Raw genomic sequence first — 22,338 nt, forward strand, 5'->3', positions numbered from 1 at the left:
ATTACAGCAGTCCTGCCTGGGTCATCAGTTCGACGGCTTTCTTGCTGTCGAGCTTCGATGCATCGACTTTCGGCGCGTCCAGATCCTTCAACGGCACCAGTTTGGGGTTGGAGCCGGCGTCCTTGCCCACCGCGTATTCAAAGGATTTGCCGGTGCGGAGCACTTCCTGGCCTTGCTTGCCGGTGATGTACTGGAGGAATTTCTGCGCGTCCTCCTGGTGTTTGCTGGAAGCCAGCACGCCACCGCCGGAAATACTCACGAACGCCCCCGGATCCTGATGCTTGAAGTAGTGCAGGGCGGTGTTCTTGCTGTTTTCACCGGTCTTGGCCTGATCGACGAACGCGTAATAGTGGTAGATCACGCCACTGTCGACTTGCCCGGCGTTCACCGCTTTGAGCACCGAGCTGTTGCCACGGTAGGCGGTGAAATTGGCTTTCATGCCCTTGAGCCATTTGAGGGTGGCGGCTTCGCCTTTCTGTTCCAGCACGGCGGCGACGATGGCCTGGAAGTCCGCACCGGCCGGCGACGCGGCCCAGCGACCTTTCCAGGCCGGGTTCGCGAGATCCATCAGGGATTTTGGCAGGTCTTTTTCCGGCAGTTTGGCCGGGTTGTAGACGAACACCGTGGAGCGCGCGGCGATGCCGACCCATTGGCCGTGGGCTGGGCGATACGCCGCATCGACTTGCTCAAGAGTCGCCGGGGCCACGGGCGCGAACAGCTTGGCGTTGTCCACCAGCACCATGGCCGGGGAGTTTTCCGTCAGGAACACATCCGCCGGCGACGCCGCGCCTTCCTGCACGATCTGATTGCCCATTTCCGTGTCATCGCCGTTGCGCACCGTGACCGGAATCCCGGTTTCCTCGGTGAAGCCGGCGACCCAGGCCTTGGTCAGGGTTTCGTGCTGGGCGTTGTAGACCACCAGGCCAACGGAATCGGCGGCAAACGCCTGCCCGGCAGCGAGCAGCGCAGTCGCCAGCGCGGCCTGTTTCAGAAAGGACGGAACGGATGGACTCATGACGGGGCAGCTCCTGTTTTTTAGACGTTATGGGCAAGCATTCGCGGGCGTTTCAATGCGAATGATTTGCATATGTTGGCTGGCTGGCAATGTAGAGAGGCAAATGAGAAAAAAACGTCAAACAAACCGTTAATACATGTCATTGCCATTCAGGTTAGCAGTCACTTGGCGAGGACGCCGGGCAATGCCCGGCGTTGTTTTTCTGAAGTTTTGAGGGAGGTACGCCACGCATTTACCGTCGCGTGGCGGTTGAACGGGCCCGGCAGCAGGGCGCTGCGGTCAGGGCTGGCTCTGGGGGAAGATGAAAATCTGCAGATTGCCACGCCGATAATGCTTGCCGTCTATCGGCAGCAGTTCGACTTCCTGTTCTTCAAGCGTGCTGTTGATGCGCATGACCACGCCCACCGAGCCTTTGCGACGAGCGTCGGTCATCCATTGGCTGACGCTTTCAAGGCTGACTTTGCGCGCCGCCATGGCCGGGTCTTCGAGGCCATATTTCAATTCACCCTCGGTGTTGAACAGATCGACTTGCGGCCGTTTCAGTCGCCAGGACAGTGCCGAGGCCGCGCCGAGGTCGTTGCTCAGCAAAGAGCGCGTCCCCTCGAGCTCTGGCTGATGTTCGGCAATGAACTGGTCAGGCATCTTGCTATCGACGATTTGCGCCGGCATGGCAGCAGGCAACAGCGCCACGAGCAGGCCGATGCCCAGCGCCGGCGTCGCCCACAACGTCAATGGCCGCAGCACTTGCAGGGCATTGGCGATGATCCAGCCGACCAGCACGATAAAGGCCAGCGAGAGGCTGAACATCTCGGTGTTTTCGTAGATTTCCTTTGTTGTCTGCAAATAGAGCAGGGCCACCAAGGCAACGCTGGCCAATGCGGTGTTGATCACACCGTTCAGGCGCAGCACACGGGCGCTGCGTTGATCCAGCCAGTTCACCACGGTGTGGCCCATCAACAGGGCGAGCGGCAGCAGGCACGGCATGATGTAGGTCGGCAGTTTGCCGCTGCTCAGGCTGAAAAAGGCCAGAGGCAACAAGAACCACAAGGCCAGGTAGGCAGTTTTTGCCTCGCGCCTCTTGCGCCAGGTGCGGATGAACGTGGAAGGCAGCAACACGGCCCACGGCAGACTGGCAGCCACCAGCAACGGCAGATAGAACCACCATGGACGCGCATGCTGGGCATCATCACCGGCCGCAAAGCGGCGGATGTGTTCATGCCAGAAGAAGAACCGCCAGAAGTCCGGTTCCCGGTAATGAATGGCCAGCACCCACGGCAGACTGACCAGAGCGCAGACCAACACGGCCAACGGCCCGTACCGCAACAGTTCGCCGAAGCGGCGTTGCCAGATCATGTAGGGCAGGGCGATCAGCACCGGCAGCAGCAGTGCCAGAAAGCCCTTGGTCATCAGGCCCATGCCGCACGCCACACCCAACAGCGCCCAACTGCCCAGCCGGGCACGAGGTGTACGACTGTCGATGGCAAACCACAGGGCCACCAGACTCAGGTTGACCCACAAAGTGAATTGCGGGTCGAGGTTGGCATACCCGGCCTGACCGGCAATCAAACCGAAACTCATGAACAGCAGGGCACTGGCGACGCTGATTCGCGGGTTGCTCCATAACCTGCGCGCCAACAGGTAGGCCAGCCAGACACTGGCCCCGGTACTCAGGGCCGAAGCGATGCGTACGCCAAACAGGTTGTCACCGAAAATCGCCTGGCCGAGCGCAATCATCCAGTACCCGGCGATCGGCTTTTCAAAGTAGCGGATGCCCATGAAATGCGGGGCGACCCAATTGCCGCTCAGCAACATCTCCTGGCTGATCTGGCCGTAGCGGGTTTCATCGGGAATCCACAGGCCGTGAGTCATCAATGGCAGCAGGTAAAACACGACGAAGGCGAGGATCAGGCCGGGAATGGCCCAGCGTTCGAAAGGGGTGGTTTGTCGGGGCGGGGGGAAATCACGGGCAGCGTGTCGCAACGGATTATGTTCAGTCGTCATGACTTGATCCTGGTAAAGACGAAAGTGTTTATTTCTGCGGGTCAGAAAGTGCACGACCACTTACAAAAAAACCGAAGTTTCCGGGCTTCAATAGAGTTGGGTTCAGGGATTATTCAGTTGATGGCGTCCATGCATCGGTATTCATGACGCCCAATACTTTTAGTTGTTTCTTTTCATTGATACGCACAAACAATGTACTGCCATATTCAGCGCTGGCCGCGTGAGGGAATCCGGTCTGCTTTTCAAAGTCGCTGATGCAGCCGCTGTGAGTGACCAGTACCAGATTGCGTTGTGCAACTTTATGATGCGCCACCACCTCGTCGCGCAGGGTGGGGCCGCAGGTCGCCAGCCAGTCCTGGGTGTCGGCGTCCTGGCCAAACATGAAGTGCGCCGTTTGCGTGGTACGAGTCAACGGGCTGCTGAGCACCTGTGCATGCTGCATGCCCAGGGTCACGAAACCCTGACCGACCTTGGCCGCTGCAGCCGTGCCCACGCGGGTGATGCCGTCGGCCGGGCCCAGGCAGGCGTTGTCTGAACGGTCACAACGCTCGGTGTGGCGTACCAGCGCCACGACTTCGCCGGCCTGCCAGGCCTGCGCCCATTCGGCCCTGGCGGTTTTGCCGGCGTGCCCCAGATCGACAGGCGAGCGCGGCCACCAGACGAAGCCACTGACCAGAACGACCACCAGTGCTGAACCGAGCATTGTCAGCAGTTTTCCAGGTCGGGACCTGCGGCGTTGTTTACCGGCGGCAGTCAATTGCATTTGTACTTCCACAACTTGCCCCTTGAATTCACCGACAGGAATGGCCGGCGATTTAATCAACCGGCAGAGTTGGTTACTTGAATACTTCCTGAACATTACGTTTGTGCTCGTCGGGGCGCAGTGAAGAACATGTGAAAAAATTGCCAGCGGATAAATCGGTCAACTAAACGAGCAATTGATAAACAAACTCAAATCCTTGTTTTGTTTTGAACAGGGCTTAACAAGTGTTGACGATTGCCCTGAAGCTTCCTGTACTCGGTCAGTTCGAAAACAGCTGTGGAGTCATTGAAACGAATGGATCTCAAGCAGAGCCTGACAAAACGGATCGTGACCGTATTCGCCTTGATGAGCGCGCTGGTGGCCGGGGTGTTTGCGCTGGGAATCGTTGCCACCGTGCATGTGGTTGAACACCGGTTGACGACCACCACCTTGAGCGGCGGTCTGCATCGTTTGCTGGCGATGGATGACATCGCTCGCTGGAGCCATCGGCCGGAAAAGAGCGAGCTGTTTTTCTTCGAAGGCGGACCGGGTTCGATGGCGCTGGTCCCGTCACTGGCGGCGCTGTCGCCGGGGTTTCAGGAGGTCATGTTCGAGGGTGACGGATTTTTTGCCATGGTCGAGGTGGTGGGCGGACGCAAATACGTGCTGTTGCGTGACCAGGAAAGCCTCGAACAGCGTGAGCATTTGTTGTTCATCGTGGTTGCGGTGGGTTTCATCCTGAGCATTCTGCTGGCGATCGTGCTGGGTCGATTGCTGGCGCGACGGGTCATGGCCCCGGTCATTCGCCTGGCACGCCAGGTTCGTCACCGCGACCAATTACTGGTACTCGCGCCGCCCCTGCATCCGGACTACGCGGCGGACGAAGTCGGGGAACTGGCGCTCTCGTTCGATCAGACACTGGGCCGGCTGCGCGATACCCTGAGCCGCGAAAAACTCTTCACCAGCGATGTGAGTCATGAGCTTCGTACACCGTTGATGGTGCTCGGCGGTGCCTGCGAGTTGTTGCTCGCCAATCCGTCGCTCGATGTGCGCTCGGCCGCGCAGGTCAACCGCATCGCCCGGGCCAGCCATGAAATGCGTCAGTTGGTGGACACTTTCCTCATGCTCGCCCGCTCGCAGGAGGATACCGGTGGTGACATTTGCGTCACGCTCGAGGAGGTTGCGCGGGTTCAGGGGGAAATCTGGGGGCGGTTGATCCGCGAAAAAGGTCTCGATTTTTTCTGCGAGATCAGTCCGGCCGGCACGGCTCGCTACAACCAGACCTTCCTGCAGTCCGTGATGGGCAATCTGCTGCGTAATGCCTGGCACTACACCGATCAGGGTTTTGTCAGGCTTAGCGTCGGGGAAAACGGATTTGTGGTCGAAGACAGCGGCATCGGCATTCCGGAGGAGCAGCGCCAAGCGATGTTCCAGCCGTTCGTGCGCGGTGACGAGCGTCGAGGAGAGGGGCTTGGACTGGGGTTGTCACTGGTGCAGCGGATCTGTAACCGGGAGCACTGGCGGGTCCGGCTCACCACGCGTGAGCCCAACGGTTGTCGTTTTGCCGTCTCGCTGAGCCCGGTCCCTCAAGAGGACGGTGGACAGCCACGCGAAGTGCCCGCCGCCTGACTGATCAACGCAGCCAGGCGCTTGACGTTGTTCTGCTGGGCCACCACCAGATCATCGATGGTCGGCCCGGACGGGGTTTGCAGCAGCGAGCGGCAGGCGAGCAAGGCGTCGTCACCGGCATTGGCCTGGCGCAGGCGCCATTTGACGTCGATCAGCCCGTATTGCCCGGGAATCGAATCGAAGCGTTGCACATCGATGCGCACCGAGGTTTTGCGCGTACCGCCGGCATTACTCAGTTGATCCACCAGTGCGCTGCGCAATTCATCACTGAGGCTTGCGCCCCACCATTCGGTCTCGAGGATCGCCAGGCCGCTGTTGCCCTGGCGGATGACGATCTGCGGCCGGTCGACCTGCGGCGGCACGCTGATGCCTTCGATGGCGATTTCCGAACCGGCGCGGCCGGCCATTGGTTGCGTCGGCGTCAAGGTGTGAAAGCTGATCGGGGCGCTGCTGCAGGCGCCCAGCAGCAGGCCGATCGCGAGCACGGTGAACTTCAGCTTTAAAGCCATGGGACAGCTCCTGTGCTCAATTGCGCGGCGGCCCTTTGAGGTCCAGCGGCGCGGCGTTGTCGGGGCGGCCGCGAATCAACGATTCCGGATGCCGGCCCAGATAATCGGAAAGCTCACGCAACGAACGGGACATGCGCCCGAGTTCGTCGAGGGTCTCGGTCAGTTGTTCGCGTTGCGGCGAGTCTTCGGCCAGGGTCGAACTGGCCGATTGCAAGGTCTTGCTCACGTCGGCGAGGGTGTTCTGCACGCCGGGCAGGGTCTTGGCGTTGAACTGGGTCAGGCCTTTGCGCAATTCCACGAGGTTGCTGTCGAGGTTGCCGGCAATCCGTTCCACCGGCAGCTTGTTGAGCTTGTCGATCATCGCTTCGAGTTTTTCCTGCAACTGTTCGAGGCTGCCGGGAATGGTCGGAATGCTGATCGGGCGGGCGGTCGGGTCAAACGCGACTTTCTCGGCTTTCGGGTAGAAATCCAGCGCGATGTACAGCTGGCCGGTCAGCAGGTTGCCGCTGCGGGCCTGGGCGCGCAGGCCGTTGTCGATAAAGGTGCCGATCAGACGCACGGCGGCGGCTTCGTCATCCGGGTTGTGATTGAGCACCTTGAGCATCTTCACGTGAGCCTGGCCGAGGCGTGCCGGGTAGATCACGATGCCGACGTTGAGCGGGAAGCTGCGTTTTTTCGCATCGAAATCGAGGTTGATGCTGACCACCCGGCCGATTTCCATGCCGAGAAATTCAACCGGCGCATCGACTTTCAGCCCGCGCAACGCCTGATCGAAACGCAGGCTCAGGTACTGCGCCTTGCCGTTGGGCGGGGCGAGGGCGGTTTGCTGGTCGTCGAACAGGTCGTAAGTCCTTTCTTCGGCGGCGGCAACGTCGTTGGGGCTGTACTCCGGCGCGCGGAAGGCAATGCCGCCCACCAGCAAGGTCGACAACGATTCGGTTTTCACCGCAAAACCGTTGGCGCCGACGTTGACGTCAATGCCGCTGGCGTTCCAGAACCGGGTGTTTTCGGTGACGTAAGCGTCGTTGGGCGCATGGATGAACACTTCGATGTTCACCCCTTTGCCATCAGCGTCCAGCGCGTAGGCCACCACCTGTCCCACCGGGATCTTGCGGTAATAGACCGGCGAGCCGATGTCCAGCGAACCGAGGTCCGAAGCGTGCAGATTGAAGCGTTTGCCCGGCTCGCCGTAGGTGATCGGCGGCGGGTTTTCCAGGCCTTTGAAGTGTTTGGCGCGCGAGTTGGACTGACCGATGTCGGCGCCGATGTAGTCACCGGACAACAGTGTGTCGATGCCCGAGACACCGCCCGCACCGATGCGCGGCCGCACGACCCAGAACTGCGAATCTTCGCGGGTGAAGGTTTCGGCCTGCTTGGCCAGTTTGATCGTGGCGTTGACGCTTTTCTGATCGTCGCTCAACTCGACGTCCGTGACCTGGCCGATGACCACGTTGCGGTATTTGACTTCGGTCTTGTTGGCGGTCAGGCCGCTGCCGGTCTTGAAGGTGACGATGATGCTGGGGCCTTCCTGCATCAGGTTGTGCACCACCAGCGAGATGCCCACCAGCACCGCGATGATCGGCACGATCCACACCAGCGAAATGCTGAAACGCCGGGTCTTGACCGGCGCCTGGCCGGGCGCTCGCGGTTGATCGGCGGCTGACGACTCCATCCATGACCTCCAGGGTGTGTTGGGCACTGAGCGTCAGGAACGCAAAAGCACTTCATCAATATAGAAGTGCTTCGCGATAGAGCAAATGTGCAGGACGCATTAACCGCAAAGCGTCAGCCCAGCAGTTCCCGCAGGCGATACCAGAACATGCCCAGTGCCAGCAGTGGCGAACGCAGCGCCGGGCCACCGGGGAAGGTCATGTGCGGCACATTGCTGAACACATCCATGCCCTGACTGTGACCGGCATGAATCGCCTCGCCCAGCAGTTTGGCGCACCAGTGGGTGACGTTCAGACCGTGGCCGGAATAGCCCTGGGCATAGAACACGTTCGGGTGCTGCTTCAGTCGGCCGACCTGCGGGAAACGGTTGGCGGTGATGCCGATCTTGCCGCCCCACTGATAGTCGATGCGCACATCCGCCAGCTGCGGGAAGACCTTGAGCATCTTCGGTCGCATGTAGGCGGCGATGTCCGCCGGATCCCGTCCCGAATAATGGCAGGCGCCGCCGAACAGCAGGCGCCGGTCCGCCGAGAGCCGGTAGTAATCGAGGCCGACTTTCTGGTCGCACAGTGCCAGGTTCTGCGGAATCAGCTCGGCGGCGCGTTCCGCCGACAATGGTTCGGTGGCGAGGATGTAACTGCCGGCGGGCAGTACCTTGCCGCTGAGTTGCTGTTCGAGTTCGTCCAGGTGCGCGTTGCAGCCGAGCACCAGACTGCCGGCGCGCACCGTGCCGCTCTGGGTGCGCACCTGAACGGTTGGGCCGTGGACGATTTCCAGCACCGGGCTCTGCTCGAAAATCCGCACCCCGAGGGAGGCTGCCAGCCGCGCTTCGCCCTGCACCAGATCCAATGGGTGCAGGTGCCCAGAGCCCATGTCGATCAGGCCGCCCTTGTAGACACCCGCGTTCACCACTTGCCGGCGGATGTCTTCGGGGGCGACCAGCCGCGTTTCATGGCGGTAACCCAGCTGCGCCAGGCTGTCCTGCTCGGCCTTGAAGGCGTCGAACTGCGCCGGCGTGTTGGCCAGCTCACAGAAACCCCAGCGCAGGTCGCATTCGATGGCGTTGTCAGTGATGCGCTGGCGCACCAGCTCCACCGAGTCGATCCCGGCCCGGTGCAGGTAGCGCACGCCTTCGCTGCCGACATGCCGGGCAAAACCTTCGACGTCATGACCGATCCCGCGAATCAGTTGCCCGCCATTGCGCCCGCTGGCGCCCCAGCCGATGCGCCGGGCTTCGAGCAGAATTACCGAAAGCCCGCGCTGCGCCAGTTCAATGGCCGTGTTAACGCCGGTGAAACCGCCACCGATCACGCAGACATCGGCGATCAGGTCACCCGCCAGTTCGGGATAAGGTGTGCTGGCCCGGGCCGACGCGGCGTAATAGGAGAGGGCGTGTTCCTGGGTGTACTGATTCATTTGTTCGACTTCACTTTGCTCCAGGACCGGGTCATCAGACGCATGATCGACTGGGGCGGGGTAGAGGAGATGTAGAGCTTGTCGAGGACTTCCTGGGACGGATAGACCTCGGGATTGTTGACCAGCTCCGGATCCATGTATTGCTTGGCCGCCGGGTTCGGGTTGGCGTAGCCGACCGAGGCGCTGACCTTGGCGATCACTTGCGGATCGAGCAGGTAATTGATGAAGGCGTGGGCTTCCTTGGTATTGCCGGCGTCGGCGGGAATCGCCAGCAGGTCGAACCACAGGTTCGCGCCTTCCTTGGGAATCGAGTAGGCGATGTTCACGCCGTTCTTGGCTTCCTTGGCACGGTTGGCGGCCTGGAACACGTCGCCGGAATAACCGAAGGCCACGCAGATGTCGCCGTTGGCCAGGTCGGACACGTATTTCGAGGAATGGAAATAGGTGATGTACGGCCGGATGCTCAGCAGTTTCTCTTCGGCCTTCTTGTAGTCTTCGGGTTTCTCGCTGCGCGGGTCCATGCCCATGTAGTTGAGGATGGCCGGGAACACTTCATCGGCCGAGTCCATCATCGACACGCCGCACTGGGTGAGTTTTTTCAGGTTCTCCGGTTCGAACAACACGGCCCAGGAATCGATGTGATCGATGCCCAGCACTTGCTTGACCTTGTCGACGTTATAGCCGATGCCGTTGGTGCCCCACAGGTACGGCACCGAGTGCTCGTTGCCCGGATCGTTTTTCTCAAGCAGGGCCAGCAGTTTCGGGTCGAGGTTTTTCCAGTTCGGCAGTTGCGAGCGGTCCAGCTTGAGGAACGCACCGGCCTTTACCTGACGGGCGAGGAAGTGATTGGACGGTACCACCACGTCATACCCGGTGCGGCCGGCGAGCAGTTTGCCTTCGAGGGTTTCGTTAGAGTCGAAGACGTCGTAGATCACCTTGATCCCGCTGGAGGACTGGAAGTCGGCGAGGGTGGTTTCGCCAATGTAATCGGTCCAGTTGTAGACGCTGACCTGGGGTTGGGCGAGGGCACCGGCACTGCACGCCAGGGCCAGCGCGGCGGGGATCATGGATTTCAACAGACGCATATCGACACCTCTTCGAGTTGGATTTTTTATGCTCGTAAAGTCGGTAGGGATCGCTCCCGGACAGTGTCCGGGAGCGATCAGGTCTCAGGCTTAAACGCTCAGCAACAGGAACTCCCGCTCCCAGGAACTGATCACGCGCTTGAAGTTTTCATGCTCGGCGCGTTTCACCGCGACGTAGCCGCGCACGAACTTGCTGCCCAGGTATCCGGCGACGGTGTCGCACTCTTCCATCTGGGTCAGCGCTTCTTCGATCGTGATCGGCAGGCGCAGGTTGCGGCGCTCATAGGCGCGGCCTTCGACGGCGGCGCTCGGTTCGATGCCTTCGACCATGCCGATGTAGCCGCACAGCAGGCTCGCGGCGATGGCCAGGTACGGGTTGGCGTCGGCGCCCGGCAGACGGTTTTCAACCCGCATCGCCTCAGGCCCGGAGGTCGGCACCCGCAGGCCGACGGTGCGGTTTTCTTCGCCCCATTCGACGTTGACCGGTGCCGAAGTGTCCGGCAGGAAGCGGCGGAACGAGTTCACGTTCGGCGCGAACATCGGCAGCACTTTCGGGATGTACTTCTGCAGGCCGCCGATGTGATGGCGGAACAGGTCACTCATACTGCCGTCGGCATTGGCGAAAATCGGCTGGCCGCTGTCGATCTCGACCACGCTCTGGTGCAGGTGCATGGCGCTGCCGGGCTCATCGCCGATCGGCTTGGCCATGAAGGTCGCGGTCACGTTGTGCTTGAGCGCCGCCTCACGCAGGGTGCGTTTGAACACGGTGATCTGGTCGGCCAGATCCAGCGCGTCGCCGTGGCGGAAGTTGATCTCCATCTGCGCCGGGCCGTCTTCGTGGATCAGTGTGTCCAGGTCCAGGCCTTGCAGTTCGCACCAGTCGTAGACGTCTTCGAACAGCGGATCGAATTCGTTGGCGGCGTCGATGGAGAACGACTGACGACCGCTTTCGGCGCGACCGGAACGGCCCAGCGGTGCCTTCAATGGCAAGTCCGGGTCTTCGCAACGCTGGGTCAGGTAGAACTCCATTTCCGGCGCCACGATCGGCTTCCAGCCTTTGTCGGTATACAGCTGCAGGACTTTCTTCAGCACGTTGCGCGGCGACAGTTCGATCGGGTTGCCGAACTTGTCGAAGGTGTCGTGGATGACGATCGCGGTCGGCTCGATGGCCCACGGGATCACGTACACCGCATCGCTCACCGGCTTGCAGACCATGTCGATGTCGGCCGGGTCGAGCAGGTCGTAGTAGATGTCGTCGTCGACAAAATCCCCGGTTACCGTTTGCAGCAGCACACTTTCCGGCAGGCGCATGCCTCGCTCATGCAGGAACTTGTTGGTCGGTGCGATCTTGCCGCGGGCGATGCCGGTCAGGTCGCTGACCACGCATTCCACTTCGGTAATCTTGTGATCTTTCAGCCACGTGAACAGCTGATCGAAAGGGGCATTCATAAAGACCTCGTCGTTGGTTTTATTGACGCGGGGGAAAGCGATTTCATCTTTCGCAGACTTCCCCTGAGGCGCGTTGACGACTATCTTGGGCGGGCCTTGACGTTCCATCTATCCACTTTCAGCAGCACCAAAGCGCACCAAAAGAGTGCGCAAGGTCTCCCATGACAACGTGTAATCCGCTACAGGTTCAAGCTTTCAACACCGCCGATGTCACCGAACAGATCCGCGCCACGCCGGGTTGGGTTCAGCATTACCAGCAGATGTCGCCGGGGCATTTCGCCGGGCAGATCCGCTATCTGGATTTGCAGGGTGTGGAGGTTTACGAAGAACAGATGAACACCCGGGTCGAGCAGAATTTCAGCGCGCCGGAAGGCTCGCTGGCGTTCTGTTTCGATCGCAGCGACAACGCGCTCTATCTGCTCAATGAAGAGAGCCGCAACATCTGGATCACCCCGGAGAACTACCAGGAAATCGCCGTGGTGTTCGGCCCGGACTTCGTCCGGCGCAACGGCCTGGACGTGGCCAGGCTGGAAGGCCTGTTCATGGCGCCGCTCAATGGCGCGCAGAACGGATTGTTCAGTCGCTGGTTAAGTTCCACTCTCACGAAGTTGTCGCAAACCCTTGATCAGCCAAGCAAAGAAGCACTGACCCAGCAGTTGCTGGAGGACTGTCTGTTCATCCTCGACAACGCGAGCGTGTGCCTGGACGGTGGTGGTTTACAGCGTCGCGCTGAAGAGCGAATCACCCTCAAGCGCGTGGGCGAGTGGGCGGCGGATTCACCGGAAGAAACCCTCAATCTGCTGGAACTGTCGAGGGTCGCCGGGGTTTCCCTGCGCCAGTTGCAACAGACCTTCAAGGCGTACACCGGGATGTCGCCGAGCCATTGGCTGCGTTTGCGCCGGCTCAACAGCGCGCGGCGGGAATTGCTCAAACGTTCACCGGCAGACACCACCGTGGCGGAGGTCGCGATGAACTGGTCGTTCTGGCATTTGGGTCGTTTTTCAAGCAGTTACCGGGCGATGTTCAAGGAGTTGCCGAGCGAGACATTGAAGCGCTCGGCGTCCTTGTGACGGGCACTCTGCGCCACAAACAAAAAAAGACGGGAGAGGTTTCGGTATTTACCGAAACCTCTCCCGTCTTTTTCACCTGCCGATATTGCCAAGCCTGTTGCGCTGCCGACTAATCGACTCTGAGACGATTGAAGGAGGATGAAAGGGATCTTTTCATCAGTCTGGCCATCGGGGTTTCTATTTTTTCATGGATGACGTGGGAGGCACCTATCATCAAAGCGATGGTGCCCCACAGCAGCAGATGTGAATTGATGGCCGGATAAGCCATATTGAAGATCATGAAGCCGATCATTTGATGCAGCAGGTAAAGCGGGTAAGTCAGGGCTCCCAATGCAGTCCAGTCGAACCTTCCGATGGCTGACGTTTTATGCGTCGAGATAAAAAGAAATGTCATGAAAAACAGGGCAATGACACCGCAGATGATCAAGGAATCGTATTCGGTCGAATATTTCACCTCGATCGACTCGGCCCAGGTGATCGCGTTGTAGCTGGCCAATGCCTGTGCAGCCGCCAACAGGGAAATACGAGCTTTGGTAAAACCCTTGTCCCAGATGATGTAGAACGTAGCGCCGGCAATGAAATAGGCCGCGTAGTCGGTGATCAATACCGAGCGCAGCTTTTCGAAAGCAAAGACTTCCGCTGTGGCTGAGACCAGCAGCCAGAGTACAAGGAACGTTTCTATTTTCTCTATCTTCTTGAACGCCAACAGAACGGCGATCATCAGGTAGAACTTTATTTCGACGAAAAGTGACCAGTAGACCCCGTCTATGGGCGGCACACCGAGCACGTCACCCAGGAATGTCAGGTTGATCACGTACTGATAAAGGTCAGCCGAAAATCTTGGCTGCCCAATGGCCAGCGTGACGATGAAAGTGATCGTGCAGCACACCCAGAAAGCCGGGCAGAGGCGGATGACGCGGGAAATGAAGAACACTTTGAGGTTGTTGCTCGAAGCCGTCATCAGGATCACGAATCCGCTGATCATGAAAAACAGCTCGACCCCCAGATATCCGTATTTGGCAACTTCAGCCAATAGTGGGTAGGGCATTACAGACATATCGCCCCTCGCATACCCGCGAAACGCATAGTGAAAAATCACCACGGAGAACGCCGCAAGAAAGCGCAGCAGATCCAGTTCTGTCAGCCGTCGGTTGTTCATGTACATGCGCTCCGGACTTGTTAGCGCGAATCGAGAACTGACGACTGTGTCGAGTGAAATTCGACTCAAGGCGAAAGCTATGACAGCAGAGGGGGCCTCATCGGCTCCCCAGGCTTCGTGTGACGGTCAAGGGCTGCGTAGCCACATGCGGATGTAATCGACTTCGAACGTGGAGGGCAGGTCAGCATCGTCGACCACGCCGAACCATTTCCACATGGCCTCACTGTCAAAGACGATCTGCATGGGAAAGAAGAAGTGGTGGTTCTTCGACTCCCTGACCAGCACGCCATCGACGTACCAGCGCAGGGTGTCGGGTTGCCAGTCGAAGCCGTAGACATGAAAGTCACTGGCCAGTCGCCAGGGGCTGGTCCAGGTGCTGCCGTTGGCGATGTGTTCGGTGCTCTGCGGCGTGGCCCAAAGGTGGGCGTTCATGTTGTAGGCGCGGTCTGAGACCGCGTCTTTGGTCTTGCCGCCGATTTCAAAGATGTCGATTTCGGTGGCGTTGTCAGCCATGCCCGTCCACGCCAGCCAGAATGCGCTGGAACCCGCAGAGTTCATGGGTTTGGCGCGTGCTTCGTAATAGCCGTAAAAACCACGTTCAAGGGTACGAACCATCGCCGAGGTGTAATCCTTGAAACCGAGCTGGACGTACTTCGGTGGCAAGGTTTCCTTGCGAAAGACAATCTTCAGATGGCCGTTGCTGACGCTGGCATTGCGCTCGGTGAACAACGCCGGCTTGCGTCCCAGCGACTCGTTGCCGATAGCATTGTTGACGTGCCAGCGCGTGCGATCGAGGGTGGTGCCATCGAACTCGTCGGACAGAGTCGTGTTGAGCAACCAGCGGCCGGCATTGGCCTGGTCGGACAACGGCAGATCGGTATGGATGTGGGACGGCAGAGCGTCCAGGGGACCGACACGTGTCCAGGTATCGGCCTGAACCGGTATGGCCACGGTCCACTTGTCTGCCAGGTATCGAAATACGCGCTGGCGCTCCGCGAGCGAGGCAAGCGGGCGGTCATACACCAGGACTTCGGCGATGTCGCCGCGAAAGTTTTCGGCATTGCCGACGGCATTGCGCCCCACGCCATACGGTCCCAGTGGCACGTCCTGCAGTTCAAGGACAGAAACCGTCGGTTCATAGGCACCGGTTTGCGGCAGGCTGACAGCGAAATTCGGCAGCACGTTATCGTTGCTGGCGGCTTGCGGCCGCGAACTGAACAACCGTTGCCAAGGATCGACGCCGGCCTGCTCAGGCAACCGACGGGACACGATCAGTACGGTCGCAGACCCTTTGGCCGTGCGCAGTGCCCGGCCCAGTAATCCCGAGTTACCGCTCAAACGCACCACCGCCTGGCCATTGAGGCTGTTCTCCATCCGTTGTGGCGGCGAAGAAGCGCCATCGACTGTCGCATCGTTGGCCTTGCCTGATTTGTCGCTCCAGCGCTGGAGACGGTTCTGCGCATCCAGGCTCATCGTCGACGCGTCGGCGGCGTCCAGCCACAACACGAGGCCGGTGCTCGGCACAGCAGGAGGCGCCTGCGCGGCGTTGCTTGCCAGCGAAACCGAAAACAGCGCGGCCAGCAGACATTCCTTGAACATCGGCATCACTTCACCGCAACGGGTGCCGGAATCTTGAATGGAGATTGATACCCCTGCGGATTGCACGACTGCCAGCGCCAGGCATCGGTGATCATTTGTTCCAGGCCGCGCTGCGCGCTCCAGCCCAGTTCGCGTCCTGCCTTGCCCGGATCGGCCCAGCATTTGGCGATGTCACCGAGACGTCGAGGCGCGAAGCGGTAGGGAATGCTGACGCCGGTGATGTCTTCGAAACTGTGAATGATCTGCAGCACGCTGTAGCCAACGCCTGTGCCGAGGTTCCAGAAGCGAATGCCGTTGTTGTGCTGCAGCACTTGCAGTGCCTTGAGGTGACCGATGGCCAGGTCTACCACGTGGATGTAATCACGAACGCAGGTTCCGTCTACGGTGGGATAGTCGCTGCCGTACACCGTGAGTTCGGGGATCCGGCCTATGGCAACCTGCGTCAGGCACGGCAACAGGTTGTTGGGACGGCCCCTCGGGTCTTCGCCGATCATTCCGCTTTCGTGGGCGCCGATCGGGTTGAAGTAGCGCAACAGTCCAATGCTCCAGCGCGGATCGGAGTCGCACAGATCCGTCAGCAGCTCTTCGATCATGAGCTTGGTGCGGCCATAGGGGTTGACCGGTTTGCCGGTGCCGACATCTTCGGCAATCGGTGTATGTGTCGGCTCCCCATACACCGTGGCCGAAGAGCTGAACACCAGTTGGAAGACGTTGTTGCGAGCCATCGCCTGGCACAGGTCGAGCGTGCCGGCGACATTGTTGGCGTAGTAGTCCAGCGGCTTGCGCACGCTTTCCTCGACGGATTTGAGACTGGCAAAATGCACCACGGCCTCAATGTCGTACCGGCTGAAGATATCGTCGAGCAGCACCGGATCGCGAATATCGCCCTTGATGAAGTCGACGCGGGTCAGGGTCAGTTGTTCAAGGCGCCGGATGCACTCTCGACAGCTGTTGCACAGGTTGTCGAGCACCAGCACCTTGTGGCCGGCGTTAATGAGGGCCAGAGCCGTATGCGAGCCGATGTAGCCGGCCCCGCCAGTAATCAACGTGGTTTTGCGCATGATGAGGTCTTCCTGTCTCGGGGACTGAACTCAGCGGGAGGTGAAAACCGATTTGAATTCCTGTGGCCAGTGCGGGTGCATGACGCTGTAGCCCACGGCATAACTCAGCGCGCCGATCACGATGCTGCCGATCAGGTGCAGGTAGCCCTGAAGACCCAGCTGCGGTAGCACGACCAGCACGGTTGCCGCCATGACCAGTGAAGCGATCACGCTGCGGTAACTGGCTTCGAAAAAGCCGCGCCAGCTGTAACCGATCGCGGTGTTGAGGCCACGGATCTGCAGCGGAGTGATGACCAGCATTCGCGCAAGCAGAGCAGCGGCTGCGGCCATGCCGCCATACAGGTCGCCGAGGGTGTAGACCAGCGCCAGGGCCAGCGCGGTGGTCAGCACTTCCGCCTTGATCGTGAGGTGGCTGCGGTTGACCGCCACCAGTGCGGTGGTGGCGTACATGGCGGTGTTGCCGATGGCTGCGGTGCAGGCCAGCACTTGCAGCAGAGGAATGGCTTCGGCCCACTTGGCGCCGAAGATCAACAGGATCAGATCGTTTGCCGTGAGTGCGATGCCGATGAACAGCGGCGTCAGCAGAAAACCGCTGACAGCGGTTGAATCGCCGATGATCCCGATCAGTCGCCTGGGCTCTGCGCTGCGTCGGGAGAACGCCGGCAGCGCATAGCTCAGCAGGCCGTTGTAGATCGCGGTGCGTGGCAGTTCGATGATGCGCATCGCCATGTTGAACATGCCGACCGCGTTCGCGCCGGCGGTGATGCCCAGAACCACGTTGACCCCGCGCTGCAGGGTTTGCGAGCTCAGCGCGTTGATGGCCACCGGTGCGCCTGACCTCAACAACTCGCGCAGGATCGGACCGTCGATGTGGAACGGGATGCGCCGCGGGTCTGCACGCATCAACACAATGATCGACACCAGTTCCATGATCAGCGCCTGGGCAATGACCGCCCAGGCACCCAGTCCCCAAAGCGCAACGGCAATGCCGCCAACGCCACCCGCCACTTTGCCCAGCAACGTGCGCGACGCCAGCATCCTGAAGTTGCTGCTGCGGCGCATCTGCGCCACATAGACCCGCGCCATCATGGTGAACAGGATCTTCAGCGAGGCTACCGCCGTCATCCATTGCAGCACCGGATCCGGGGTGTACAGCATGACTGCGCCCGAGATGACGCCGATGCTCACCAGACTGACGAGCACCGCCGCCCAGTAGGCTGTGCTGATGTGTTTGTCTTCCAGCCGTTCAAGCCGTACCAGCGGATCTTCGAGCACCGACGAATACACCAGACCGATCAATTCGACGATGGCAATGATCACCGTGCCCACACCCAGCTCGGCAGGCGACAGCAGCCTGGCGTAGGCGACGAAGGTAATCATCGACAGCAGGATCAGGCCGAATTTCTCGGTGAAGATCCAGGTCAATGTCATCAGACGGTGGTTGGCCATGGCGGATACCGGTTCAATGGGCCGTGGTTGACGCCGTTGCCTTGCGCAAGGTTCTGGCGCGGGCATACAGGTAGCGCAAGGTCGGTTTGCCATTGGCGAAGATCAGGGCTTGCCAGGAACACTCCAGCATTCGCCGGTACACGCCGAGGACCTGGTCATGCTCGCCACGTCGGGAAAACGCTTCGAGAAAATCGGTGTGGTTGCCCAGCTCGAAATCGATCCGCTGCTGCCGGGTCAGCTGTGCGCCGTAGCGGGCGAGGTACACCTCGATGAAGCGGATTTTGTTCTGGTAGTACTTTTTCGGATTCGCGGTCATGTTGCCGCCATTGACCGTGCGCTCCAGCAGCACCTCCGGCACCGTGTGGATCTCCCAGTGCTCGGCGATCCGGGTCCACATGAAGCGGTCTTCGGAATAACGCAGGCTGGCATCGAAGCCGCCGAGTTGCATGATCACGTCACGTTTGACCAGCGCGGTGGAGACGCCATTGACGACGTTGGCGTGGATGAAATCGTAGAAATGCCTGCCGTGCTTGAGCCGGTCATCCAGCTGGCGCCTGCCGTTGCTGTAATTGACTTGCGCGTAGCAGTCGATCAGCCCCACCGGTCGGCCCTGACGCGTGAGCTCGTCATACAGTGCCAGCTGTAATTCCAGCTTTCGCGGATGCCATTGATCATCGGCATCGAGCATCGCCACAAACGTCTCTTCAGAGTGGCGCATCCCATGATTTCGGGCGCTGGCCTGGCCTTCGTTGGCTTGCTGCAACAGGGTCAGGCGAAACGGCGCGACGAAATCTCTGACCCGTTGTGGTCCATCATCGGTGGAACCGTCGTCGATGACGATCACGTGATCGGGCAGTCGGGTTTGTCCGGCCAGGGATGCCAGTGTCTGCTCGATGCTGTCGGCGCCGTTGTACATCGGAATGACGACGCACACTGAATCTGCTGAACGGGGAGCTTGGTTTGGCACGGTGATTCTCCTTGGGTTACGCGCTGGCGGAATCGCGCGGTAGTGCGCGGCCCGGCGAACGCTGACGCAGCGCTGCCGGTGAGGATTCGGGGAAGGTCGCGTGGTGGTGCCGGAAGGTCAGGGCCAGTGTGCAGAACACCAGAAACTCGGCGGAGCGGTAGTTGGGAATCACATACGCCACATAGTTGGTGACGGCGAACAGGCCAATGATGACCAGCGCACTGGCGCGAAACCGCGCTGCCTGATTCGCCGTCACGGCACGGTATTGCTTGAACAGTGCTTCACCGAACATCAGCGCCAGCGCCGTCAGCTGGATGAGACCGCCGTTGAGCAGGGTCTCCATGTAGCCACTGTGGGCGTTGCCGATATAACCCCAGCGGGTGATGAACGCATCGGCATCGGGGCTTGCCCAGAAGGCGCCGAAGCCATAGCCCTTGAGAAACTGGCTGTCGATGAAAGGCGCGAGCAGTTCCCAGATCAGGGTGCGATCGGTCAGTGACGGGTCACGCCCGGCCATTTCCAGCAGTACCGCAAAGTTGCTGTACAGAAACAGGCAAACCAGCAGGTAAAGGAGGGTGCATCCGAGGAACATCAGCTGCGAGCGATTGATGCCCAGGCGGATCATTGTGAGGAAGTACCAGTAGCTGATCGTGCCGGAAATGATCAGCGCCACGCCGGTGGCTGACTGGGCAAGCAGGATCGCGACCAGCGAAAAGAACGAACAGAAGAGCGCCCAGCGATTGCGCTGCCGGATCATCGGCAGCAACAGCATGATGGCGATCGCGTTGAGCCGGGCGCCGGCATTCTTTTCGGCGAAAACGCCTTTGAATGCGCCATCGCGAATGCCCCCGGAGAGGAACGCCACTTCGGGCATGACCACGGCGAGCAACAACCCGATCAGCGCCGCTATACCGATGGCGCAGCCGAGCATGAAGGTGATTTTTTCAAGGGAGTAGTTATAGGCAAGGAAACCGGCAAAAAACACCACGCCGAGCAGGGCGATGAACCGCTTGAGACTGAGCATCGGGTCGTGGGACCAGCCGATCGATGCGATGACACAGAGCAGGAACACCAGCAGGAAGAAGTTGCTGCGATAAAAGGTCTTGCTGAGGAATACCTTGTTGCGGATAAAAAAGAACAGCGGCACCAGCAGCGTGATGAGACCGCAGACCTGATTGGCGACGTTGCCTTCGAGGTCTTTATTGATATCGCCAAAGCTCGCGGCACTGCCCAGACCGAGCACAAAAGTGATCACCTGAATGTAAAACAGGATGCCGAACAAGGTGAAACCGTCGCGTAACGTCGAATACCTGATCGTCAGTGTGCTCATGATGACGGGCTCCCGATCAGCGCTTTGAGGTAGGTCTGCACCGCGCTGGCACTCATGAATCGTGCGGCCGCATCAAGGCGTGACTGACGCTGCAGATCGCGCGGTATGGACAGTTGCTCGGCGATGGCCTGCGCCAGGGCGATCGGATCATCGACAGCGACCAGCGGCGCCACCAGACCACCGACGAGGATGTCTTGCGGACCATGGGGGCAGCGGGTCGCCACCACCGGCGTGCCGGTGGATAACGCCTCGACCAGCGCGTTGGGACTGCCCTCGAAACGCGACGAGAGTACGAAGCAATCGGCAGCGGCCACTTCTGCCAGGGGATCATTGGCATAACCCGGCAGATCGAAGCGCTCCGCCACCCCCAGCTGTTTCGCCTGTTCCAGCAGTGCGGCCCTGAGGGCACCTTCGCCAAATATGATCAGTCGGGCACGGCGATCAGGCAGTGCCGCGAACGCTGTGATCAGCGTGTCGAAACCTTTTTGCGGCGCCAGGCGCCCCACGGCGACAATCACCGTGCCGGACTTTTCCAGCAGCCAGTGGTGGCGGGGCAGTCCCGGCGTCTTCTCGCGAAAGTCGTTGTCGAGCACCGGATTGTCGGCAATGGTCACGTCCTGCCGCCGGGCGATGGTGGTATCGACCAGATCCTGGGCGACACCGCGCGAAACACAGATCACCGGGTTGGGAATCAGCCGGTACAGCAGCGGCGCCACCCGATAAGCGGTCCGCACCATGAAATCGGGGTTCACGTGCCGGTCATGGGAAAAGGCATTGCGCTCGCTGACGTGCAGCCGAGCCAGCGTACCGGACAGGGCCGCCGCGACGATCGCCACCACGTTGACGTGGGTGAGGGCCGCCAGTTGAGCGTCAAAGCGATTGGCACGCAGAAATCGCGTAAGAGCCGGCACCGCACGGACGCTGCGCGGGCTGTGCAATTCAACCTTTTTCACCCGCGGATCGAGCTGCGCTGCGTGAATGCCGCCGCCGGTGAGCATCAGCAACGTCACATCATTGCCCGCATCCACCAGCGCTTTGGCCAGGCGCGCCATCATTTTTTCAGCGCCGCCGGCGCTGAGGTCATGGAGGATGATCAGTAATTTTTTCATTGATTCCAGACCTGGTAATACGCCTGCGCCGCGTGCTGGCTGGTGTATGGACGCAGGGTGTCAGTGAGCGTCTTGTCGCTGCAGGCAATGTCATTGCACGGGGTCAGGTTGCGCAGCATGCCGTCGGCCAGCGCCTGTACATCGTTCACGATAACCAGCTGGCCAAGCCGGCCGTGGTCCAGCAGTTCTCTTGGCCCGGTTTCGCAATCGCACGCCAGCACCGGCGTGCCCAGCGCCAACGCCTCGATCAGCACGGTCGGCATGCCTTCTTGCAGGGAGCTCAAAATGAACAGCCGGGCGTGTCTGAGCACGGGATAGGGATTGCTGAGGAAGCCGCTGAAATGCACCCGTTGCGCGATACCCAATTGATTGGCCTGAGTGACCAGTGCTTCGCGCAACGGGCCATCGCCGACGATCACCAGATCCGGCAACGCAGCGCTGCGCAGCGCCAAAGCGTAGGCGTCCAGCAGCAGGTGAAATCCTTTGGGCTCCACCAGACGCCCCAGGCCCAACCAGTAGTTGCGGGGGAAACCGGCGGGTTGCGGTGCCCGGGCAGCCTGAAACAGTTGATCGGTGACGACGGCATTGGGGCAATAACGGATGCGCTGTCGACCCCACGGCACCAAGTCGGTGAGGGTCTGGCGCAGGGCCGATGAAACCGTCACCACCTTGCCGCTGCCACACAGGTACAAGGTGTAGAGCAGGCGCAGGCTTGAGGGGCCGGTTTTCTGTTCGCTGCAATCGAGTGTCGCGTGACGGCTGTAGATGACTTTGCAGGCACTGCCCAGGGTGGCGAACCACGTGCAGAGGTTCGCCTGTTCCTTGGCGGAAATGAGGTGGGTGACACCTTCACGCTGGATGAGCCGGCGCAACAGTACGATGGACTTGAACAGGCCGGCGATGCCGCTGCCGCCACCGCTGAAGCATTGAATATCCGGGGTGTCGGGCATGTCCGCGTTCATGACGAAAAAACTCACGCGCCGGCCGTCCTTGAGAAACTGTTCGGACAACCGTTGCTGAACGCGCTCGACGCCACCGCCCAATTTGAAATCCTTGAGGATAAACAGGATGTGCATG

18 protein-coding genes are annotated in these 22,338 nt (G+C 60.3%); 2 read left to right on the forward strand and 16 right to left on the reverse strand.

The genetic code is table 11. The annotated features are described in order from the left end of the window. Position 1: 1 nt before the first annotated feature. From AC1RT4_RS04810 to pmrG, 3 genes are all read right to left on the reverse strand, one after another. A complete protein-coding gene (locus AC1RT4_RS04810) occupies positions 2 to 1,015 on the reverse strand; it encodes an iron ABC transporter substrate-binding protein (RefSeq protein ID WP_493083910.1) in 1,014 nt (337 codons plus the stop codon). A 279-nt stretch (positions 1,016 to 1,294) separates the two neighbouring features. Next, entirely contained in the window at positions 1,295 to 3,016 is a 1,722-nt protein-coding gene (gene arnT, locus AC1RT4_RS04815; RefSeq protein ID WP_493083912.1) for a lipid IV(A) 4-amino-4-deoxy-L-arabinosyltransferase, read from the reverse strand. Between the two features lie 109 nt (positions 3,017 to 3,125). Beyond that, positions 3,126 to 3,779: a lipopolysaccharide core heptose(II)-phosphate phosphatase PmrG gene (gene pmrG, locus AC1RT4_RS04820; RefSeq protein WP_493084461.1), complete on the reverse strand. Its 654-nt coding sequence runs from the start codon at positions 3,777 to 3,779 to the stop codon at positions 3,126 to 3,128. Between the two features lie 294 nt (positions 3,780 to 4,073). On the opposite strand from pmrG, the gene AC1RT4_RS04825 reads away from it, so the two are divergent. Next, complete coding sequence (locus tag AC1RT4_RS04825) at positions 4,074 to 5,387, forward strand: sensor histidine kinase (protein ID WP_493083914.1); 1,314 nt, start codon at positions 4,074 to 4,076, stop codon at positions 5,385 to 5,387. On the opposite strand, the gene AC1RT4_RS04830 is transcribed toward AC1RT4_RS04825, so the two are convergent. From AC1RT4_RS04830 to AC1RT4_RS04850, 5 genes are all read right to left on the reverse strand, one after another. After that, on the reverse strand, positions 5,345 to 5,896 hold the full coding sequence (locus tag AC1RT4_RS04830) for a PqiC family protein (protein WP_493083916.1): 552 nt from the start codon (positions 5,894 to 5,896) through the stop codon (positions 5,345 to 5,347). The genes AC1RT4_RS04825 and AC1RT4_RS04830 overlap by 43 nt on opposite strands. A 16-nt stretch (positions 5,897 to 5,912) precedes the next feature. Next, positions 5,913 to 7,568, reverse strand: a complete 1,656-nt coding sequence (locus tag AC1RT4_RS04835) for a PqiB family protein (protein WP_273899523.1) — start codon at positions 7,566 to 7,568, stop codon at positions 5,913 to 5,915. A 113-nt stretch (positions 7,569 to 7,681) separates the two neighbouring features. Next, the gene (locus AC1RT4_RS04840) at positions 7,682 to 8,983 is read right to left on the reverse strand and encodes an NAD(P)/FAD-dependent oxidoreductase (protein ID WP_493083919.1); all 1,302 of its coding nucleotides are present in this window, start codon (positions 8,981 to 8,983) and stop codon (positions 7,682 to 7,684) included. Then, positions 8,980 to 10,068, reverse strand: coding sequence for a polyamine ABC transporter substrate-binding protein (locus AC1RT4_RS04845; RefSeq protein WP_007951305.1), 1,089 nt, complete (start codon positions 10,066 to 10,068; stop codon positions 8,980 to 8,982). Before AC1RT4_RS04845 ends, AC1RT4_RS04840 begins: the two co-directional genes overlap by 4 nt. A 90-nt stretch (positions 10,069 to 10,158) precedes the next feature. After that, positions 10,159 to 11,517, reverse strand: coding sequence for a glutamine synthetase family protein (locus AC1RT4_RS04850; RefSeq protein ID WP_493083921.1), 1,359 nt, complete (start codon positions 11,515 to 11,517; stop codon positions 10,159 to 10,161). Between the two features lie 161 nt (positions 11,518 to 11,678). On the opposite strand from AC1RT4_RS04850, the gene AC1RT4_RS04855 reads away from it, so the two are divergent. Then, entirely contained in the window at positions 11,679 to 12,587 is a 909-nt protein-coding gene (locus AC1RT4_RS04855) for a helix-turn-helix domain-containing protein (RefSeq protein WP_493083923.1), read from the forward strand. A gap of 109 nt (positions 12,588 to 12,696) precedes the next feature. Here the strand turns inward: AC1RT4_RS04855 and AC1RT4_RS04860 are convergent, their stop codons facing one another. The 8 genes from AC1RT4_RS04860 to AC1RT4_RS04895 form a co-directional block, all read right to left on the reverse strand. Beyond that, positions 12,697 to 13,746 (reverse strand): acyltransferase family protein, encoded by a 1,050-nt coding sequence (locus AC1RT4_RS04860; RefSeq protein ID WP_493083925.1) that lies wholly within the window; start codon positions 13,744 to 13,746, stop codon positions 12,697 to 12,699. Between the two features lie 126 nt (positions 13,747 to 13,872). Next, complete coding sequence (locus tag AC1RT4_RS04865; protein ID WP_493083927.1) at positions 13,873 to 15,351, reverse strand: family 16 glycosylhydrolase; 1,479 nt, start codon at positions 15,349 to 15,351, stop codon at positions 13,873 to 13,875. Beyond that, the gene (gene galE, locus AC1RT4_RS04870; protein WP_493083929.1) at positions 15,351 to 16,406 is read right to left on the reverse strand and encodes a UDP-glucose 4-epimerase GalE; all 1,056 of its coding nucleotides are present in this window, start codon (positions 16,404 to 16,406) and stop codon (positions 15,351 to 15,353) included. The genes AC1RT4_RS04865 and galE overlap by 1 nt, the downstream gene beginning before the upstream one ends. A 30-nt stretch (positions 16,407 to 16,436) precedes the next feature. Then, the gene (locus AC1RT4_RS04875) at positions 16,437 to 17,855 is read right to left on the reverse strand and encodes an oligosaccharide flippase family protein (protein WP_493083931.1); all 1,419 of its coding nucleotides are present in this window, start codon (positions 17,853 to 17,855) and stop codon (positions 16,437 to 16,439) included. A gap of 13 nt (positions 17,856 to 17,868) precedes the next feature. Next, on the reverse strand, positions 17,869 to 18,822 hold the full coding sequence (locus tag AC1RT4_RS04880; protein ID WP_493083933.1) for a glycosyltransferase family 2 protein: 954 nt from the start codon (positions 18,820 to 18,822) through the stop codon (positions 17,869 to 17,871). 16 nt (positions 18,823 to 18,838) lie between these two features. Further along, entirely contained in the window at positions 18,839 to 20,152 is a 1,314-nt protein-coding gene (locus AC1RT4_RS04885; RefSeq protein WP_493083935.1) for an O-antigen ligase family protein, read from the reverse strand. Beyond that, positions 20,149 to 21,261, reverse strand: a complete 1,113-nt coding sequence (locus tag AC1RT4_RS04890; protein WP_493083937.1) for a glycosyltransferase — start codon at positions 21,259 to 21,261, stop codon at positions 20,149 to 20,151. Before AC1RT4_RS04890 ends, AC1RT4_RS04885 begins: the two co-directional genes overlap by 4 nt. Then, entirely contained in the window at positions 21,258 to 22,337 is a 1,080-nt protein-coding gene (locus tag AC1RT4_RS04895; RefSeq protein WP_493083939.1) for a glycosyltransferase, read from the reverse strand. Before AC1RT4_RS04895 ends, AC1RT4_RS04890 begins: the two co-directional genes overlap by 4 nt. Position 22,338: the final 1 nt, after the last annotated feature.

Source organism: Pseudomonas sp. GW821-FHT11D10 (genome assembly GCF_058808435.1).

Bases quoted from the DNA above. Each gene is read 5' to 3' on its own strand.
- AC1RT4_RS04810 (WP_493083910.1), bottom strand. From the start codon at position 1,015: ATGAGTCCATCCGTTCCGTCCTTTCTGAAACAGGCCGCGCTGGCGACT.
- arnT (WP_493083912.1), bottom strand. From the start codon at position 3,016: ATGACGACTGAACATAATCCGTTGCGACACGCTGCCCGTGATTTCCCC.
- pmrG (WP_493084461.1), bottom strand. From the start codon at position 3,779: ATGCAATTGACTGCCGCCGGTAAACAACGCCGCAGGTCCCGACCTGGA.
- AC1RT4_RS04825 (WP_493083914.1), top strand. From the start codon at position 4,074: ATGGATCTCAAGCAGAGCCTGACAAAACGGATCGTGACCGTATTCGCC.
- AC1RT4_RS04830 (WP_493083916.1), bottom strand. From the start codon at position 5,896: ATGGCTTTAAAGCTGAAGTTCACCGTGCTCGCGATCGGCCTGCTGCTG.
- AC1RT4_RS04835 (WP_273899523.1), bottom strand. From the start codon at position 7,568: ATGGAGTCGTCAGCCGCCGATCAACCGCGAGCGCCCGGCCAGGCGCCG.
- AC1RT4_RS04840 (WP_493083919.1), bottom strand. From the start codon at position 8,983: ATGAATCAGTACACCCAGGAACACGCCCTCTCCTATTACGCCGCGTCG.
- AC1RT4_RS04845 (WP_007951305.1), bottom strand. From the start codon at position 10,068: ATGCGTCTGTTGAAATCCATGATCCCCGCCGCGCTGGCCCTGGCGTGC.
- AC1RT4_RS04850 (WP_493083921.1), bottom strand. From the start codon at position 11,517: ATGAATGCCCCTTTCGATCAGCTGTTCACGTGGCTGAAAGATCACAAG.
- AC1RT4_RS04855 (WP_493083923.1), top strand. From the start codon at position 11,679: ATGACAACGTGTAATCCGCTACAGGTTCAAGCTTTCAACACCGCCGAT.
- AC1RT4_RS04860 (WP_493083925.1), bottom strand. From the start codon at position 13,746: ATGAACAACCGACGGCTGACAGAACTGGATCTGCTGCGCTTTCTTGCG.
- AC1RT4_RS04865 (WP_493083927.1), bottom strand. From the start codon at position 15,351: ATGCCGATGTTCAAGGAATGTCTGCTGGCCGCGCTGTTTTCGGTTTCG.
- galE (WP_493083929.1), bottom strand. From the start codon at position 16,406: ATGCGCAAAACCACGTTGATTACTGGCGGGGCCGGCTACATCGGCTCG.
- AC1RT4_RS04875 (WP_493083931.1), bottom strand. From the start codon at position 17,855: ATGGCCAACCACCGTCTGATGACATTGACCTGGATCTTCACCGAGAAA.
- AC1RT4_RS04885 (WP_493083935.1), bottom strand. From the start codon at position 20,152: ATGAGCACACTGACGATCAGGTATTCGACGTTACGCGACGGTTTCACC.
- AC1RT4_RS04890 (WP_493083937.1), bottom strand. From the start codon at position 21,261: ATGAAAAAATTACTGATCATCCTCCATGACCTCAGCGCCGGCGGCGCT.
- AC1RT4_RS04895 (WP_493083939.1), bottom strand. From the start codon at position 22,337: ATGCACATCCTGTTTATCCTCAAGGATTTCAAATTGGGCGGTGGCGTC.